The 17451-nt window shown below is 41.7% G+C and carries 17 protein-coding genes and 4 pseudogenes; 5 read left to right on the top strand and 16 right to left on the bottom strand.

All coding sequences use genetic code 11. The features are described 5' to 3' along the window. Positions 1-134 precede the first annotated feature (134 nt). The 4 genes and pseudogenes from MARME_RS21810 to MARME_RS07080 form a co-directional block, all read right to left on the bottom strand. A pseudogene (locus tag MARME_RS21810) lies at positions 135-320 on the bottom strand (Type I secretion system protein TolC); the annotation flags it as partial. An 83-nt stretch (positions 321-403) separates the two neighbouring features. After that, positions 404-1237 (bottom strand): annotated as a pseudogene (locus tag MARME_RS07085) (IS1595 family transposase); the annotation flags it as partial. Next, the gene (locus MARME_RS22670; RefSeq protein ID WP_263053314.1) at positions 1191-1322 is read right to left on the bottom strand and encodes a hypothetical protein; all 132 of its coding nucleotides are present in this window, start codon (positions 1320-1322) and stop codon (positions 1191-1193) included. The gene MARME_RS22670 and the pseudogene MARME_RS07085, both read right to left, overlap by 47 nt. A 351-nt stretch (positions 1323-1673) precedes the next feature. Continuing rightward, on the bottom strand, positions 1674-2477 hold the full coding sequence (locus MARME_RS07080; protein WP_013660580.1) for an arylamine N-acetyltransferase family protein: 804 nt from the start codon (positions 2475-2477) through the stop codon (positions 1674-1676). Between the two features lie 420 nt (positions 2478-2897). Between MARME_RS07080 and MARME_RS07075 the strand changes: the two genes are divergently transcribed. Beyond that, positions 2898-5042 carry a methyl-accepting chemotaxis protein gene (locus MARME_RS07075; protein ID WP_013660579.1) on the top strand — a complete coding sequence of 715 codons (2145 nt, stop codon included), beginning with the start codon at positions 2898-2900 and terminating at the stop codon, positions 5040-5042. A 68-nt stretch (positions 5043-5110) separates the two neighbouring features. Here the strand turns inward: MARME_RS07075 and MARME_RS07070 are convergent, their stop codons facing one another. Then, positions 5111-5743, bottom strand: a complete 633-nt coding sequence (locus MARME_RS07070; RefSeq protein WP_013660578.1) for a DUF998 domain-containing protein — start codon at positions 5741-5743, stop codon at positions 5111-5113. Between the two features lie 24 nt (positions 5744-5767). On the opposite strand from MARME_RS07070, the gene MARME_RS07065 reads away from it, so the two are divergent. Next, positions 5768-6043 (top strand): hypothetical protein, encoded by a 276-nt coding sequence (locus MARME_RS07065; RefSeq protein WP_041647801.1) that lies wholly within the window; start codon positions 5768-5770, stop codon positions 6041-6043. Continuing rightward, positions 6021-6638, top strand: a complete 618-nt coding sequence (locus MARME_RS07060) for a GNAT family N-acetyltransferase (protein ID WP_013660577.1) — start codon at positions 6021-6023, stop codon at positions 6636-6638. The genes MARME_RS07065 and MARME_RS07060 overlap by 23 nt, the downstream gene beginning before the upstream one ends. 339 nt (positions 6639-6977) lie before the next feature. Here the strand turns inward: MARME_RS07060 and MARME_RS07055 are convergent. Beyond that, positions 6978-7821 (bottom strand): annotated as a pseudogene (locus MARME_RS07055) (transposase). Between the two features lie 446 nt (positions 7822-8267). Between MARME_RS07055 and MARME_RS07050 the strand changes: the two are divergent. Together MARME_RS07050 and MARME_RS07045 are read left to right on the top strand one after the other, a co-directional pair. Next, complete coding sequence (locus MARME_RS07050) at positions 8268-8663, top strand: hypothetical protein (protein WP_013660576.1); 396 nt, start codon at positions 8268-8270, stop codon at positions 8661-8663. Positions 8664-8686: 23 nt separating this feature from the next. Beyond that, a complete protein-coding gene (locus MARME_RS07045) occupies positions 8687-11278 on the top strand; it encodes a DUF4132 domain-containing protein (protein WP_013660575.1) in 2592 nt (863 codons plus the stop codon). 37 nt (positions 11279-11315) lie between these two features. On the opposite strand, the pseudogene MARME_RS22450 reads toward MARME_RS07045, so the two are convergent. The 10 genes and pseudogenes from MARME_RS22450 to MARME_RS07000 all read right to left on the bottom strand — a co-directional run. Next, positions 11316-11486 (bottom strand): annotated as a pseudogene (locus MARME_RS22450) (transposase); the annotation flags it as partial. A 141-nt stretch (positions 11487-11627) separates the two neighbouring features. Continuing rightward, positions 11628-11951, bottom strand: coding sequence for a hypothetical protein (locus MARME_RS07040; protein WP_013660573.1), 324 nt, complete (start codon positions 11949-11951; stop codon positions 11628-11630). Between the two features lie 99 nt (positions 11952-12050). Continuing rightward, a complete protein-coding gene (locus MARME_RS07035; protein ID WP_013660572.1) occupies positions 12051-12542 on the bottom strand; it encodes a hypothetical protein in 492 nt (163 codons plus the stop codon). Positions 12543-12660: 118 nt separating this feature from the next. Further along, on the bottom strand, positions 12661-13116 hold the full coding sequence (locus MARME_RS07030) for a hypothetical protein (protein WP_013660571.1): 456 nt from the start codon (positions 13114-13116) through the stop codon (positions 12661-12663). Between the two features lie 316 nt (positions 13117-13432). Beyond that, positions 13433-13717: an N-acetyltransferase gene (locus MARME_RS07025; RefSeq protein WP_190273424.1), complete on the bottom strand. Its 285-nt coding sequence runs from the start codon at positions 13715-13717 to the stop codon at positions 13433-13435. 17 nt (positions 13718-13734) lie between these two features. Continuing rightward, complete coding sequence (locus MARME_RS07020) at positions 13735-14220, bottom strand: RDD family protein (RefSeq protein WP_013660569.1); 486 nt, start codon at positions 14218-14220, stop codon at positions 13735-13737. A gap of 106 nt (positions 14221-14326) precedes the next feature. Then, positions 14327-14854: a GNAT family N-acetyltransferase gene (locus tag MARME_RS07015; protein ID WP_013660568.1), complete on the bottom strand. Its 528-nt coding sequence runs from the start codon at positions 14852-14854 to the stop codon at positions 14327-14329. A 111-nt stretch (positions 14855-14965) separates the two neighbouring features. Then, complete coding sequence (locus MARME_RS07010) at positions 14966-15232, bottom strand: amphi-Trp domain-containing protein (protein WP_013660567.1); 267 nt, start codon at positions 15230-15232, stop codon at positions 14966-14968. A gap of 6 nt (positions 15233-15238) precedes the next feature. Next, positions 15239-16570 carry a metallophosphoesterase gene (locus MARME_RS07005; RefSeq protein ID WP_013660566.1) on the bottom strand — a complete coding sequence of 444 codons (1332 nt, stop codon included), beginning with the start codon at positions 16568-16570 and terminating at the stop codon, positions 15239-15241. Positions 16571-16600: 30 nt separating this feature from the next. Continuing rightward, positions 16601-17335: a histidine phosphatase family protein gene (locus MARME_RS07000; protein ID WP_223295017.1), complete on the bottom strand. Its 735-nt coding sequence runs from the start codon at positions 17333-17335 to the stop codon at positions 16601-16603. Positions 17336-17451: the final 116 nt, after the last annotated feature.

Below are 17451 nucleotides of genomic sequence, written 5' to 3'. Positions count from 1 at the left end.
GTCTGACCATAACATATTATTTATCGATTTGGACTCTTACTAAGAGTTTTTTGAAATCGCTTATATTGAAGGCCAACGAAGCGCTAAACCCATCCACTTCGTCGTATCGCCAGCAGGTTCCCAAGACATATATGGACGTCTATGGAAAATATTTGAGCAAGAAATAAAAGACGGTTTTCAATCCAACCGCGACGATGTTCAAAGCTTTTGCCCGTGACAGAATCCTCTCCACAAAGAAAAGCGCGGCGAACACATCTCGAAATACAATGGTAGTAAGGGGTGTCAGACAAACTGACTTGTTGACTTCTTGGGCGCGGCATACGGAAACTCCTTTTTCCAAAGAAAAACACTGTTAATTTATAAGGGCTATCCATTTAGAGCAACCAGACACTATATCTAGTGTTTACCTCGTTTTAATGCCCTCATAGGTTAAGGGTTTTGTTGCTACTGATTGCTCAAGTAATCGATAAAATAATAGCCCTCTAGACCGCGATTTTCTTCTGTTAAATCTAAAGGTATATTCATCCAAGTAGTAATCAAGCTGCTTGGTTTGAACGGCACCTTGGTAGGCTCCCAATAGCCAGCGTTTCAACAAAGCAGCCACTCTATGAACTCCTGGCATGGTTTCGTGTGCAGGTATATCTGAACCAAGATGAACGGTCTTTTTTCTTGAGTATCCCATGTTATCAACCGAGCTATAAATCGCGGAACCGTCTGTATGAATTTGACTATTTGGCTCAATAACGTCCGCTATAAATTCCTCAATATTTCTTTTTGTCGCGCTATCTACTTGTCGTAATCTGATACGACCAAACCCTTTTGGCTCTATTAACTCTATCGCAATCAACACAACAAACTTCTTCTTATCCTGTTGATTTATATCGACTATACATCCTACGAAGGTTTCATCTACTTCAACAATTCCGGATAACTTATCTCTTTCTGAATTGATCATTACGTAACGCAATCGATGTAGTATTGCCCAAGCAGTTTGATAACTACCAAGTCCAAGTAGACGTTGTATACCAAGAGCACTTACACCATTTTTTTGATTTGTGAGATACCAAATCGCAGCAAACCAATCTTTAAGAGGCGTTCTCGTTTTATCAAAAATAGTTCCTGCCGTTACAGAAGTTTGTTTTCGACACTGAGAACATTTCAGTTTATTTTTAGGAAGGGTATAGGGAACACTATGAGTCAAACAATTTGGGCATATGAATCCATTCGGCCAACGGAGCGTTTGCACCTTTAAAAGCGCGCTCATACCATGCGAGTGCTTCTTCTACATTCTGGACATGCACCAGCATTGCACTTGGTCTCATGTATCTATATCCTTAAGCGCATCTACGCCGCTTTTTACAAACGCTCGAAGTTCCCCATTTAGGAAATATATTAATACGGAGCACCGTCAATTTTTCGGACTGGAATACTTGAAAGCACGTCGATGTCAGCCATGTTCACATTGACTGCTAGACTTCTTCAACGCACTTTTCTGTTGTTACATAATGAGTAACACAGCCACATGAATTACAACGATGAAACTCAACGTCTTTATCGCCCCAACAGTAAAAAACCGTTTCTTCATTACATGTAATTTGTACATCTTTTGGCACGAAATGAGCCCAAGAAGAAGCATAACGGCGACGAATTGAAGCTAATGCGGGTATCGCAGCCTATGTACTTGGAACATGTTTCAACTGGTCGTAAGACGCATCTAAGACAATACCAAAATAATCTTCCAATGCCTTCATATAAGACTCTCCAGGCGATAGTTCAATCACCTCGGTACGGTCTCCTTCAATCTTCTTAAGCGTAAAGTTATACAATGAATACATTCCATTGCTAAGAGGCTGTACCGCGACACGTGCAGAAAAGAAAAAAGAGTTAGGGTGAGTCGATGTAAAATGATTCGCGTAATCAAGGTCCCCCTGACAAACATAGCCTAAATCGAAGCTGTATAAATCAGCCCACTCACCTTCTATCTTAGTTTGGAATAAAATCCCAAGGCACGCATCCTCGACGTAACGATAAGTTTTATCTCTAATGCTAATGACTTGATTGAGAATTAACGGTAACGGCGCTATCGGAGTATTCGAACCAAACCCAGCATCAACAACCCATTTATCATCACCCAATGTAACAACTGAAAATTGATGGCTTCGACCAGAAGGCGAGCCAGAAAGATGCACTCTGCCCAGTATCGGTTGGGCATCAAATCCATAGTGCTTTAATGCCATCAACATCAAACCATTGAGCTCATAACAATACCCACCACGCCAGCGATAAACTAACTTATCGTATATGTGACTAGGATCTAGACTAACCCCTTGATTTAGACAAATATCAAAGTTTTCAAACGGAATCGACAGCAATTGGGCTGCATGCAAATCGTGCAGTGAATCCCGTGTGACCGACACAGCGCTAGAGATACCGACTCTTTTGGTGTAATCAGAGGGATTGAACTTAAATTGTTTCATCTATACAACCTTTTATCGAATCAACCATCTATTTCGAACTCATATATTGTTTTTTCATGCTCTTCGCTGACAAAACACGCTTCTGCTTTAGTTTAACGTTTACCACCTATTAGTGCTAAACCTAAACGAATGAGCTAAAAAACGCCCTTAAAAAGCACCATTTTATGTTAATAAGCTTTAAAACGCCCCAATAGTAAACACTCCAACACTAAGCCAACCTTGCATTCTTTTGCACCCTTATTGATAAACCACTAGAAATTAGCTCAACAATAGGACGAACTTTTTTGATTTCTTTTGATACGAGAACATCAAACTAAAGTTTCCCATACATCAAGCATTGGCGAATTTATTGCATTTTTGCGACACAAATATCCACCACAACGACGTGTGTTGATATAAATGCAACGGAGCATATTTGAAATGACCTTGAAAAGTAAAAACATGGCCCTTTCACAAACAGAACTGAAATGGCTACCTTGGTTTGGCGCTAATGGCGCTTTCTCTCTATTTAAGTCCTGTTATCTGAATCGAGATACATACCAAAATGTTGAAAAAACCTTTGAAGGCATCGCCAACACGCGAGTGAAGCTATTAAACACGTGGGTGAATAACCAATGGTCCCAACTCGAAGTTCTACTCGAACTCGTATCTGAAAATTTTCCGAACGTTGAACTGTCGGCTCTCGAAGAGCGACTCAATATTGTCAAAGACGTAAGCGAATACTTTGTCATTAACCCTGAAGGTGAGGTCATCCAATCGACAGAAAAAAGCCGAATAGGAAGCAAAGACTTATCCAGCAGAGCTGTTTCAAAAGGACTAGAAGACTATTTTTTACATGGCCCTTATGTTGACTCGAACACGCTAAAAATTGGCCCTTCTAGCTCTAAATTTCACGACGCCGTGAGTTTAATGTTTTACCTGCCCATCAAACACAATGGTAAAAGCCTTGGGGCTATCTGTGCTCGTGTCCCAAACGATGTTTTGGGGGATTTGATTCAACGAGAGGCGGGTCATATATACAAAGAGTCGGGCGACAACTATCTCTTTATGGTTAAGTCAGTATTCGATAGTAACACTCTACCTGGCACGGCATTATCTCGGTCACGCTTTGAAGACAATACCTTTAGCCATGGAGAGAACCTCAAAAGCGGTGTTAATACTCGCTGGGGACAAGTGAAAGTAGAACGCCATACTGAATTTGAAATTCGCTTCACAGATCCAGCAACCAAAGAACTGCATCCCGGAGTGAGAGAAACAATAAAGCGGGGAGAAAACCTTTTTGTCACCTACCCCGGCTATTCTGACTATCGACACATTCCGGTTATTGGCAAAGGCGTCACCTTTCAACTTAAAGGCAGCCCTGATACTTGGGGGATGATGTGTGAAGGCGATTTAGAAGAAGTTTACCGACGTCGCTCAATCAATATTAAGCTTATGAAAAGCTTCTTATTGTCCGCCAGCACACCTTTGTCGATCCATTTGGGGCTACACCACTTTACAGACCTGTCCGCGACCAGCACCAGCATCATCGCTTTTTTGAGCCTAATTTTGACCTGTCTGTCTTTCAATCATTTTAGCTCTAAGAAAATAAGCCGCAATATGACGCAAATGACAGAAGTGATTCAAACCGTCGCAGAAGGCGAAGGCAACTTACAACAGCGACTCGACGGCGAGCTCAGTAACGATGAAACCGGCGATTTAGGCCGCTGGATGAACAGTTTCATTGATAACCTAGATAACACAATCGGCAACGTCATCTCTGCGAGCAACAACGTCAAAAACTCCAATAATTTTATGGCGCATACTAACGAAGAAGCCAAAAGCGCATCGCATTACCTCGCTTCCACTGTGGAAAACATGCTCGATATGTTCCAACGACAGGTAAACGAAGTTGAGAGTGCTTCCCAAACCGCCAACCAACTAAAGCAAACCATGGACAAAGTCGTTGAGAAAGCCAAACAACGACTGATAGAAGCGAAAACTGGCACGCAGGAAATTCGTAATGTCGTAAAAACTACCGCTGAGTCTGTTCAATCACTCGATCATAAAACAAATGAAATTGCGGGCATTATTACGACAATTTCAGACATCACGAACCAAACCAATTTACTTGCGTTGAACGCAGCCATTGAAGCTGCACGAGCAGGTGAACACGGACGAGGATTTTCTGTCGTAGCCGACGAGGTAAGAAGCTTAGCCTTAAAAACCGCAGAGGCAGCAGAAGAGATTCAAACCATGCTAGAAGGCATTCAAGAAGAAACACGTAATGCCGTCAGCTTCATGGAAAAAGGCGCTGCTAACGTTGACCGTAACCTTCAAGTAAACGAAAAATCCGGGGACGAAGACAACGTGCTATACGAACTCGTCGACTCCCTCTTTGAAGCCATGCACTTACTCAATGAAGGCAACAAAACAAACTCAAACACAGCACACGAAATGAGCGTGGCAACCGAACAAATGAAACTTTCAATCGCAGATTTACAAAGACGTTCATCTCGCATGGGTCTTTCTGCCTTAAAACTCAACTCTTTAGTCGGTCAGTTTCAGGTCAGCTCGAAAGCGTAAGGCAATTTCGAGTCAAGAAAATTAGGGGCAGATGAAAAATAGCTCAATTTTTTCATCTGCCCCTAATTTTATTTTTCACGAGTGCACTCCCTACTCCTGCTTAGAACTCTCCAAGCAGCGATGAGTAAAGTGCTATATACAATCCATTCAGCCAGTCTTTGTAGACCGCCGCGTACAGGTGAAAAAGAGCCATCCATCATAAGAGAAAATAGCACGATCCACACTATTGAACAGGAAAGCCACAAAATTCGCCTATTGATTCTAATTTTAGGAGCAAACGCAAATAGCAACAATGCTGACCATGTTCCAATATAAGTAAAAATTCCGAGTGCATTATGTACCGCTTGGCTAGTGCCACCTGTGGCAGGACAACCAATATCACATGGCGCAATGGCCGAACCAATATATGCAACAGGTTCAGCAAAAAGCAGCCAAACACCCACTTTAGTTACACCGTGTATTGGAGCTTGACTAAATACAAACACGATTAGAATGGCAGAAAGTACTCCAAAAGGGACAAAACCAAGATAGCCAATTAGCGAGGTATACGGTGTGTCTGTCGCATTCAATTCACTAATATACTGAGCTAGATGAGAATAATTTGGCTTTACCATGCCGCCACCAAAGAGCATCGCCAAGTAACTTATGGCAACAGCACAAATTAGGGAAGCCGATATTTTTCTCTTGATACTAAGATCCATAGAATTGTTCCGTAATGCTATGAGATGAGCGTTCTAGGTAAACTCGCTACTAACCAGATGGATGTCCTATATACACTGTCTCTTGGTATATTTGAGATAATAGGTACATCTCAGAAAAATCGTTGTATTATTAACGGCGGTCATAACACGGGAGGCTTTGCTCAGTCACCCTCGATTGCGATGGCGGTAATTGCAGCCCTCAAACGTGAGGAAAACGCAATGCACTCAGCCTATAACCCTAATCGCTTTGATAAGCTTCAAGTAGAGTATATCATGTATGACAAAACGCTTGCTGGGTGATTCGTCATCCATTACATTAGAAAATATAATGGATGGGCTGTATGTTAATTTACGTCCCATGCAACCCCAATATCACGCCAAACCGTTATATGAGATTTTATTAACTCAGCAGTCCTTGTTTTTGTGGGACTACCTACGAGATGGACCTTTTGATTCTGTAGATCACTACTGTTCACACCTCTTACAGCTTTCCAGACAAGCCTCTCATGGGGCGTATATCATTGAAGATAGGCGGAACCAATCCATATTGGGCAAGCTCTGCTTGCTACATTTTGATTCCGACGCTAAATCTTTAGAACTTGCCTATATCGTTTTTGGGGCAAAGGCTCGAGGAACATATTTGGGTAAGGAGGCAGCTTTCCTTGCGATTAACTCTGTATTTGAAATACATGATTGTCGTATTTGTTGCTGGCGTTGTGACTCAAGAAATATAGCTTCGATTAAGTTCGCCCAAAAATTCGGTTTTGAACAGATATCAATAATTAGCAATCATATGGTTGTAAGAGGAGAGGTAAGAGATACACTCTGTTTTGAGCTTACCAGAGACAATTGGTTTAAGGCCAAAAACAGTCTAAGGGAACTTATTAAGCTTTAATCAGTCAGGTCCCAGCAATATTTACGCTAATTATTTAAAAGAACGATAAAAATAAGCGATATTTTAGCCTTGCTATCATTCGAGAAAAACCACCACCGAAACCCTGCCAGTGTCGCCTCTGATTTAGACACTAGAGCAAACACGCAAGACACCCACTACATAGAATCAGGAAATACTTCCCTGCCCCAAAATCGAATCCGTAGCTTTAAAACCAGAAATTAGAGTGGCGATCTTGGAAGTTCGCGGTGAGCAGGAAACCATTCTAAATTTTCACGCGATAAACAGCCTCATAACGCTCACATTTCATGATCTTAGATCCGTTTAGGAATGATGGGTAAATTACGCGAGTAGCCTTGTGCAGCTTAGGTTTGGTCTGGCTTTAGGATTTGAGTGCGAATATTCCTTTAAGCTTGCTTCCGCTCCTACGATACTGCTTGAGTTTGATTCGAACTGAGTTGCAATTGTTATCCAATTCTCGTGAGAAATGCCTACTCTTTGAAAAATAGGCGAAAGTGATAGATCGATTGAACCTCTTTTATCCTCCCGAACAACGCGTCCGGTGAGGTCAACAAGATCAAAGTAATCTTTAAGCTTAAAGGCAATTCCAATGGGTTGGTTCTCTCTTTCATTGCCTATAAACGGCATCAACTCTTTTGGTTGCTCTGCACGCTTCGCTGACTTAACTCGTTTCTTTACGCTGGTAAATTGAGAGGTTTCAGGCGTGTCTGCGATATTCGCTCTGAGTGGATTGAGATCGACATACGCCATGCAAGCAATTAACGCTGCTTCATCCAAGAGTGCCTGAGACTTGAAGCGTCCTTCCCACAAATTTGTCGGGAACAAATTTGAACAGCTTTAGCGGGCCCGAAGAGTAAAACGCTGGACGCGTTTTATAACAAGGCCTGTACAATTATCTTCAAAATTTGCTTGTCTTGCTATTGGCTCACTTAGATCTCTCACTTGTGCCATTGTGGTATGAACCAGCTAATATCCATGAGCCGTTTACGATAAGTCTCGGCCGTCACTTCCAACATCTCCATCACAGCCTTTGGCAGCTCTTTACCTCGAATATATTTCTGACTCCCTTATGGAGCTTGTGCCAACGCTCAATGACTTCACGAGTTGTCCATTCCTTAGCTTCTTGCTCATTCACATGCAAAACAACATGAACGTGGTTACTCATCACAGCATAAGCACACACATCGATGGCAAATATTTAAGCTAGAAATAAAAGACGGTTTTCGATCCAGCCACGACGATGTTCGAAGCTTTTGCCCGTAACGATATCTTCTCCACAAAGAAAAGCGCGGCGGACACATCTCGAAGTACAATGGTAGTAAAGGGTGTCAGATAAGCTAACCTGTTGACTTCTCGGGCTCGGCATACGGAAGTTCCTTTTTCCAAATGAAATATACTGGTTATTCATACAGTTTAAAATATACGCCGTCAATTCGAATGAGGGTCTTAGATAAACTTAGCATGAGTACCAGATGTCTACTTTTTCATTGCAGAAATTTCTGATCGAGTTATGCTAGGGCGAACTGATTAGACGCTTTTTTAGTGATACTCATTTCAATCGATATCTTGTTTTACTGAGCTGTTTTAAGAAAATCTAAAGGAATAAACCTTATGGGATTCGCACTTAATATCCAAGATGAAACCACTTCTGGTGACGTCATCAATTCCACCATTATCCAATTCCCCGCCGAAACCGTTTCAGTTCGAACTTTGATAGAGACCCGAGTCGCTGCAGAAGTCGAAAAATATCGGGAACAAAAGCAAGAACACTTTTTGGGCCTGGTTCGTCCAAAAGATGCAGAGGAAGAATTGAATGGTTTTCGCCTTAAGGAACTGAAAAATATCGACCTTGACGAGCAAAAAAAAGTTGCCCTTGATGCATTTAAAACTAATGGTTTTTTTCTCTTGGTAAACGATAAGCAACTCATTGAGCTTGATGACGAAATCGTTATCACCCCCAAATCGAGAGTTGTATTTCTAAAACTCATTCCACTTGTCGGTGGGTAATCCCAAACAAGGACGTATTTTTAGTGAATCTTTTTAGTAATGTTTTGAAGTTCGTTTCAAAAAATTCTACAGAGCCTTCCATTCAACGTGTTTCTAAAACAGACATTGATTTATCACAGTTAATTGAAAAAGTAATTTGTGAGTTGAAATCTAAAAAACGCCTCTATGATATTTCTCTATCATATCTAGAGAGTGGCAAGGCAGTTATGGCTCTTACTCCAGAAGAATCCCTGGATATATTAATGGTTGCGCTAGTACGCTTAGGAAATAGAAGACATAAACAAGCTGATAACTGGGGAATTGATAGATATGAGTTTGCTGGGGAAGAAGCCATTATTAGGGGTGTGCTAAAACGTAGTTTACCTTACACTCGTGATCACATTCTATTGATGTTGAAAGTCTTGTCTGAAGCTAAAACTCTTAGTACCTATCAATTTCCAATAGCACCAATCGTAAAAGCTACAGAAATTTTTTATTCTGATAGTAATGAAGATATGGAAGCAAAAAAATTACTTGAAAAAATCGCCGAGAACATTCATAAAACGAGCGAAGGCAGAGCTGATGAAAGGCGCCTGGCAGACCGTGTGTTAAGAATACTGAGTTCAGATGGTAACGCTGTTATTCCTATAAGTATGGGAGAAGCGTGGGGTGACCAAGCTGTTAAGGATATTCAATCATTTGACGAAAGTATTCAGCTCGCGTGGAGTGATTTATTTAAGACTTGCCAAAATACCAAGCCATCTAAACCGTCAAAAAAATGGATTAAAGAAGCGCAGACTTCGCTTGATAAAATTGGGAGGGAGAACTTTGTCAAATACACAACCACATGGTTTAGCCTATTGGATAAGCCTCGAACGATTACGCTGACGAGGCGAAACGAATTTAAGACGGACCTTAATTTAGTATTTAATGATAGCAATGCAGACCTGATAAAAGGTTTGGTTTGGTGTTGTTCGATTGAAGAGAGCAGTGAGATTGCTAGCGCTCTTACAAAAGTCGGTATTATTTCATTTAAAAAAATACCGGGGGTAGGAGCAAAATCCACACGCATTGGTAACGCAGTTATTTACGCGTTATCTGCAATGCCTGGAAGGTCGGGCCTTTATCAGCTTGCTGTACTCAAGATTAAAGTAAAATATCGTCACGCTATTAGCCTTCTTGAAAAGTCTCTAGCAGCGGCGGCTGAGCGCGAGGGATTCTCAGTAGATGAGTTAACTGAAATGGGAGTGCCTAGCTTTGGTTTAGATGATGTAGGCCTTGGTGAAGAGGTTTTAGGCGATTTCACTGCATTGCTGACTGTTAGTGGGTTTAATAGTATTGATCTAACTTGGCGAAAAGAAGATGGGAAAATTCAAAAAACTGTCCCTTCTTTAGTGAAAGAGAATTTTGGAGCTGAACTAAAAGAATTAAAGGGAAATATTAAAGATATCAAATCCATGCTTTCCATACAAAAAGAGCGTTTGGAGAATCTGTTTCTAATCGCTAACATCTGGGATTTTGATACGTGGAAAGATCGCTACATTAATCATCCACTCGTGGGGGTGTTTGCTAGAAAATTAATTTGGATGTTTGAGGATGGCGATAACAAATGCCTTGCGATATTCGAAGACGATTTATTTAAAAATGTTTCAGGTGATGATGTCTCCGAAATAGTAAAAGAGAGCAAGGTATCGCTTTGGCATCCCATCTCCTCCTCTGTTGAAGAAATTCGTGCTTGGCGGGAGCGACTGTATACACTGGAATTAACACAACCCTTCAAGCAAGCACACAGAGAAGTGTATTTGCTCACAGACGCAGAGAGAACAACAAATACGTATAGTAACCGGTTCGCCTCACATGTTATTAAGCAGCATCAATTTAACGCTTTAGCATCAACACGGGGCTGGCATTACACTCTTCAGGGAGCATGGGATGGCGGCTATGATGACATCTGTAGTATCCGGTTGGATCAATATAATTTATATGCCCAGTTTTGGGTGAATACCATTGGTGAATATGGAAATGATACGTCGGAGTCAGGCATCTTTTTATATGTCAGCTCAGATCAAGTACGTTTTTATGAAGTTAGACCAGATATGAATGGTTTAAATGACGCAAATATCAATCGCGATCAACCTATACCATTAGAGCAAGTACCAGCTTTGGTATTTAGTGAGATATTTAGAGATGTCGATTTGTTTGTTGGTATCTGTTCTGTGGGTAATGACCCAGAGTGGTCTGATGGTGGACCGGATGGCCGATATAGCAACTACTGGCATGAATTCAGTTTTGGTGATTTATCTGCTAGCGCGCAAACAAGAAAAGAAATTTTTAAGTACCTTGTACCTAAATTAAAAATTGGATCGCAATGTAAGTTTATCGATAAGTTTTTGGTGGTAGAAGGTAAGCGTCGAATCTATAAAATTCACTTAGGTTCTGGAAATATTTTGATGGAACCGAATAACCAGTATTTATGTATTGTTACTGATTCGAAAAAACACACAATGGACAAAGGTGTATTCTTGCCGTTTGAAGGCGATAAAACACTTTCAATGATTTTATCTAAGGCCGTATTGTTAGCTGCAGATGACAAAATCAAGGATCCTTTAATCAATGCACAAATTGATCATCGGTAAATTAGGAGATAAATCATGCAAGGCGCCCACTACATAGAATTTGAGCTAGAAATAAAAGACGGTTTTCGATCCAGCCACGACGATGTTCGAAGCTTTTGCCCGTGACGACATCTTCTCCACAAAGAAAAGCGCGGCGGACACATCTCGAAATACAATGGTAGTAAGGGGTGTCAGATAAGCTAACCTGTTGACTTCGCGGGCGCGGCATACGAAAATTCCTTTTTCCAAATAAAAGATACTGGTTATTTATATAGTTAAAGATATACGCCGTCAATTCGAATGGTTGTCTCAGATAAACTTTGCCAAGTCCGAATGCTTTGACTTTTTAGCTGTGACCACACTCATACCTTTAAATAAGCTCATGCTCTACCAGAGCCTCTTCCCACAAAGCAAACCTATTCTCACGAAAATACTTTCTCAGTATGCTTATGATTTCAGGCGATTGAAAACTATTATTTTCTATACAGGCTTTTAAAATCTCTGAACTTACAACGTCCATTTCTTTAATTTCAGTCTGTGGTTCGCAACAGCCATAACCATCAAAAGATATTCGTACCAAGTAAAGGCAGCCATTTGGGTCTACATCAAAGTCGGCAAAGACCGAATCCTCCTGCAAAGCCAAGCAATACTTACACGGTCGGGTCGGGATTGGTTCAAATTTACGAATATCCATGTTTTTCGTATAGCTAACGATTTGAGTAAGGGGCCATAGCGAAGCGGAGGTCCCAGCGAACGCAGGGAGCGAGCTTGACCGACTGATTAGGTTGGCACTTCACCTCTCTGCTTCCATAGTTCTCACAATAGATTTTGATTTTAAAGACTCGAGAACAGGCTGCAGCTGCGCCAGTATTTTTACCACTTTATCAAGATCCGTCTTTTCAGCTTTGCTTGATGAGAGCGTAATGATTTCTTTCTCCAGCATTTCTATGCTGTCGATTACTTCCTCTAATTGAGCGGTAATATCAGGTGAACCATCTGGTGGATATAAAAGCTTCTCTATCTTTGCCACTCTATCTTGTAAATTTTTGACATCGCTTTCTGTAGTGCTCACTGCCGTCCCCCAAAGATTAATACCACTTACTATTGCGACCATAACGAATACAGCCGTCGTTGATTTAGATTCCAGCGCCCTCTTTTTCTCCGCCGCTTCAATAGTAGTTTTACAACTTAGTTCGTTCTTGAATAGATAGGGGGAAACAAAGAGGTCAAATATGCTCTTTATAAACGTAATTACAAATATAAGAATGCTTGTCAATAGAGTCATGATCTACAAGCCAATCTACGCCATTGCCACAGGCTTGATTGGAGTGGAGCCTTTTGCAGTACAATTGCGAAGCAATGGCAAAAGATGTAATCGAAATTAAGTCCTGTGCACAAACTTGTTAAGCGATTTTTGACCATAGAGCCTCAGCTAAATTTTTTGTTTTATCTATTAAGTTTGGCATTTCTTCTTTGAAGTACTTTAATCCACCAGAGTGGTTATCAGTACAATAAAAGTCTTCGTCGATATGATAACCGAACATGACTTCTGGAAGACTTAGATCTTCTCCTAAGCTTGCAGAAGCAACCCACTCCCTAAAGTGATCGCAGTCTTCTTCTGACTCTAGGTTTAACTTTGTTGCTCTCAGTGCAAAACGCTCTGAATAAGTGAGCTGCTTTGCAATTGGGAAGTCAGTTGAAGGCAATGATAAGCAGTGCCTTGGGCCTTTCAAAGAAAGCATATACAAGTAATCGAAAGGTTCTTCCTCTTTCAGAATTTTATCATCTGCCCAATCAATAACTTCTTTATCAGTTAGATAGTCTTCTTGATATAAAGCGATGATTATTTCGATACTCATGTTTTCCATTCACCTAACATTTTATTAATAGTCATACCCAGCCGCACAGGCATGATTTTCACCCAACCTCTAACACTCTGATCTAAATAGGATTTCAGCTTTATATAAAAACCGTGCCATGTGGATAGGCATACATCTATATATTTATCGCGATAACACCTTATTTCGGCCATCCATTCACTATATCCTCGATACTAATACACTTTCAAAAAGCATGGTAGACGAAGTAAGAAAGTGAATTTCATTCACCTCAAAAATAGTTTAAAGCTCGTTCAAGCCATCGCAGTCGCTTAGAGTTTATTGATAGAAATTACTATTAAAGTGACACTCTCATTTTTCGACCGCCGACTGGTTTCAGTCCATTCAGCTGGTAAAAAGAGAGTGTTTTGTCAAATTCGGGCAATGGTGGGGTGCATAATTCAATGTAAGACCAACGATGTTGGATGCCATGTTCTTTGACTTGATTTAACAACCTATCTCCCACGCCTAAGGAGCGCTGTGTGGCAGAAACATAGAATTCTTGAATCAAGCCAATTTTACCACCACAGTACAAGGCATAGGTTTCTGTAAATGTTGCAACGACACTAGCGCTGCGCTTCAAAAGCTAAACGCCGAAAGCTAGGCTTCTGAGAAATCCACGTCTTCCACAACGTTATTCTGAGCGCGAACAACAAGGGTACCCGCCATTTTATCGTGCCAGCCTTGCTTCTTACGGTCCCATGCAATCCATATAACCCCTAAAAACAGAGGGATAAAGGCAATAAAGTAGCCAACATATCGGATGATTGATTGTTGAATAGACGGTGGGTTTCCTGTTTTAGCGTCAACGACTTTTAGTTTCATGGCCATTTTCCCAGGCGTTGCCGACTTATAAACCCAGAATAGGATCGTCACGGAAATGGGGAAAACATAACTAATGAGGAGATCCGGCACACCGCGAAACACGGCAGAGGAATCAAAATACGAAGCGCCGTATATTGAATAGAGAAGCGGCATCGTAATGAACATCATCAATATTGAATCAATCAACGTCGCGACCATTCTTATCCAAAAGCCCGAATATTTATATGAATCGTGTAAGTTTTCCATTTCCATGCTGCCCATGATGTTTCCTTTTTCGTGATTTAACAGCAGCCCTCCGTTGCCTCTCAAAAAGTAGAGGTACTTGATCTATCGGACAGCGGTGTGATCAGTGTTAAGCGTTGCTTTCTTAGTTGAAAGTGTCTTGACCGAAAGTATCTCGACTGAGTGTCACGAACGTCCATACGTCGTTTTCACACAGTAGAAAGCGTCCTTCTGCTTTTAAGTCTGCTCGTGTTTCGTCTTTGACAAAGCCAATTTTTTGTAGAATTTTACCAGAAGGGGCATTAGCGATTTCTAGGTAGTGAGCATTGAGTTTTTTGAAGCCAAGGATGTTGAATGCGTTTTCTGCCATCAATCTGGCGGCTTTCGTGCCGAGCCCTTTTCCCCAGTAATCGACGCCTAGCCAATACGATAATTCAGCCTCGCGTTTATCCCAATCTATTTTTTTAAGGATACAGCATCCGCAAACGCTGTCGTCTATTGAAAGAACGAAGTGCATTTCGGCGCTAGGCACGGTTAAGCTGGTGTTCATCCAACCCGTAACGTCTTTTTCATTGCAGTTTTCAGGGACACCGCTGGTATCTGAGATACGAGTGTCACAGGCAATCTGCACTAGAGGCAGAATGTGTTTTTCTTGAATCAGTTCTAACTTCATGGATCGGTCTATAGAAAAATAATTATAAGCAGCGTTTAACAGCCGCTGTTAAACTCTCTACTCTATGCGCACATTAATCCTTGCTTGAACTAGTGCGCGCCGTGAAAGGCATTATGCAATCTTAGGCGGCGTCTTGCTAATGGCTTTGGGGCTCTTTTCCCAACGTACTTTGATCTCGAATTGCTGACGATCATCTTCTTCAGACGCCGTTACTTTCAAGCGCAAAAGACCTTGTGGTTCCAAGGTCAGTTCGCCGTCTTTGTCATCACTGAATTCGAGTTTGCCTTTGCCTACACCTTTCGAGATAGCTTTCAATACATCTTGGATGTCGCTCGCGTCGAGCAATGCTTCATGCTTAAATTCAGTTTTTGATTTCATAGTCCATCACGCGTAAATATTATGAAGTTCTTTTGGTCGTAGTACTTTCGCCAGTGGGTAATCACAGCTGATACCAACAACCCCTTTTTTCTTGTCAATTAATGTCGCACCGATGCCATAGCTGTCCAAGCCTTCTTGTTGACGCGAATGCTCATCTAGCGTGACATCGCCTTCAATATGAACAAGGCCTTTTTTAATGGCGATTCGCTGACCTTCATCTCGGTTAACATGGCCTTGCACGACGACCTTTATACCCGCTCGGTGAATCGCAGTGACACCCCGCTCTGTTAAAGGTAAATCTGCATCACGGTATTTTGTACGGAAAGTATTGGCAATAGAGCTGTAGTAGAAACCAAATAAGTCGCGGCGCTGTAGATTCTTATGGAACGCTTTGTTGGCGTATTTGGTGCCATTTTTAAGCAACAGTTCGCCCATGGTATCGTCTAGTCCAGCGTGTAAAAATAAGAAAGACCCACGCTTAGCAACCAACTCCATTTTACGATAGAACCAGTTAAACTCGCCTTTTTTATGTAGAAACAGTTTCTGACATACTAAAGAGGCGGCATAAACTTGGCGAAGGCTTAAGCCTGCGTCTCGGCAATGCTGTTCAAAACTGTGAGATTTTGATTCCATCTTGCGCACTTCTCGATCGATGCCCTCTGCCGTTAGAAAGCCAGCGGCATGAAACGGGAATTCATTAAACCATTCATCACCGGGAAAGAGCTTCTTACGACACGTGTCTTCATCTGGAATTTTTTTATCCCACTTTTTGCCATCAAGGTACTGATCGAACACTTCACGAAACAGAGGAACAACTTTTTTCCCCATACGAACGAAAAGGTGTTGGTTACCCACGTCTTTTTTACGTGCAATTGCAAGCAAGCCCATGAGTAGTCGCAGGTCATGATTGCCTGCCAATAGGGTTACGTTTGCCTTGAGGCGATAGAGGTGTTTTACGCTACGTAATAGGTCAAGATTACTGGGGCCTTTATCGAGACAGTCGCCACCAATAATAATCTCTGTTTTCTTGCCCACTTTGGTAAGTCGGTATTTGCACAGGCCGTCTTTTTTTGATCGGCGTTCTGCCAATCCCGCACCAATCAACGATGCTTCGAATGCCGTTGCATCGGCATGAGGATCGGAGATGAACACAACGGGCTTTTTAGGCCAGTAGACTTTCTTCTTCCAATACTTATTATTGGGTGCTTCGTGCGGTTCACGAACAGCGGCGTTGCATGAGCTTTTATCATGTGGCCAAGGCGTCCATTTTTTTGGAAGTCGGGCGATGATGTCTTTGTGCTGAGGACGTTTGGAGACCTTGGGTAGAGGATTTTGCATTATTAACCTATATTTTCAGAGTGGGCAGGATCAATCTGGTACTTCTTGGATCTGACGCTTTTTCCAATCCCCGAAAAGTTTGGTCGGATGCTGATCATTGGCAAATTCCAAAACCACAGGATGCCCATAGTACATACTAAGCTGCTTAATATCGCAAAAGTTTATGACATTTATATGAAATGCTGCATGCCGTATGGACGCTCCGTGGCCAATAAACAACTTAATTAATTCAGATTCGTTTAATTTAGATTCACTAGTGTTTTCACTGTGATCGACGCGACTTTGCCATTGTAAGATATGATTTGCGACACGCTCGCCCGCCTCAATAAGCGACTCAGCGCCATCAAATGGCAGTTTGTAATAGCTGTCCGATTTCCAGTTTTCAGCGGGGACTTCAAATCGAGGGTCTAACGCCAATAGCCTTTCTATCTCTGGAATCGTTAGGTTTGCGACAGCGCCAACACTGCGCTCACATAACTCAGGGTATCCTGTCAGAGTCGGTGTCGAAACAAAGAAATCTTTTAGCTCTTCCATGTAAATGGTGGCCGTCTGCCAAGCTCGCAATAAGCTAGATGAATCGACGTTCGGATCCAGCTTCATGCCTGACGCGTTGAGCCAATCACCAAACTGGCATGCCTGACGGCGAACTTCGTTCTTCCCCTCTTCAGTGAGAGGAAATGGCTGTAGAGCGCTAGGCACGTTTTTCAACTGCTCGTAGGCTCCGTGTCGAATCAATGCGCAGCGTGTCATATTGCGTTGGCTCATATCTTTACTTTTTAATGCGTGAGTTTTAAATAACTGCTTTTTAAATAAGTGCGTTGCTTTTAACAATGAGTGAACTTACCCTAAAAGTGGGTAAATTCACTCCATTTCTTAGACTG

The organism is Marinomonas mediterranea MMB-1, assembly GCF_000192865.1.
Taxonomy (GTDB): domain Bacteria; phylum Pseudomonadota; class Gammaproteobacteria; order Pseudomonadales; family Marinomonadaceae; genus Marinomonas; species Marinomonas mediterranea.
The sequence above is the reverse complement of the archived record's forward strand: the minus strand, read 5'-3'. Positions and strand labels throughout refer to the sequence as shown.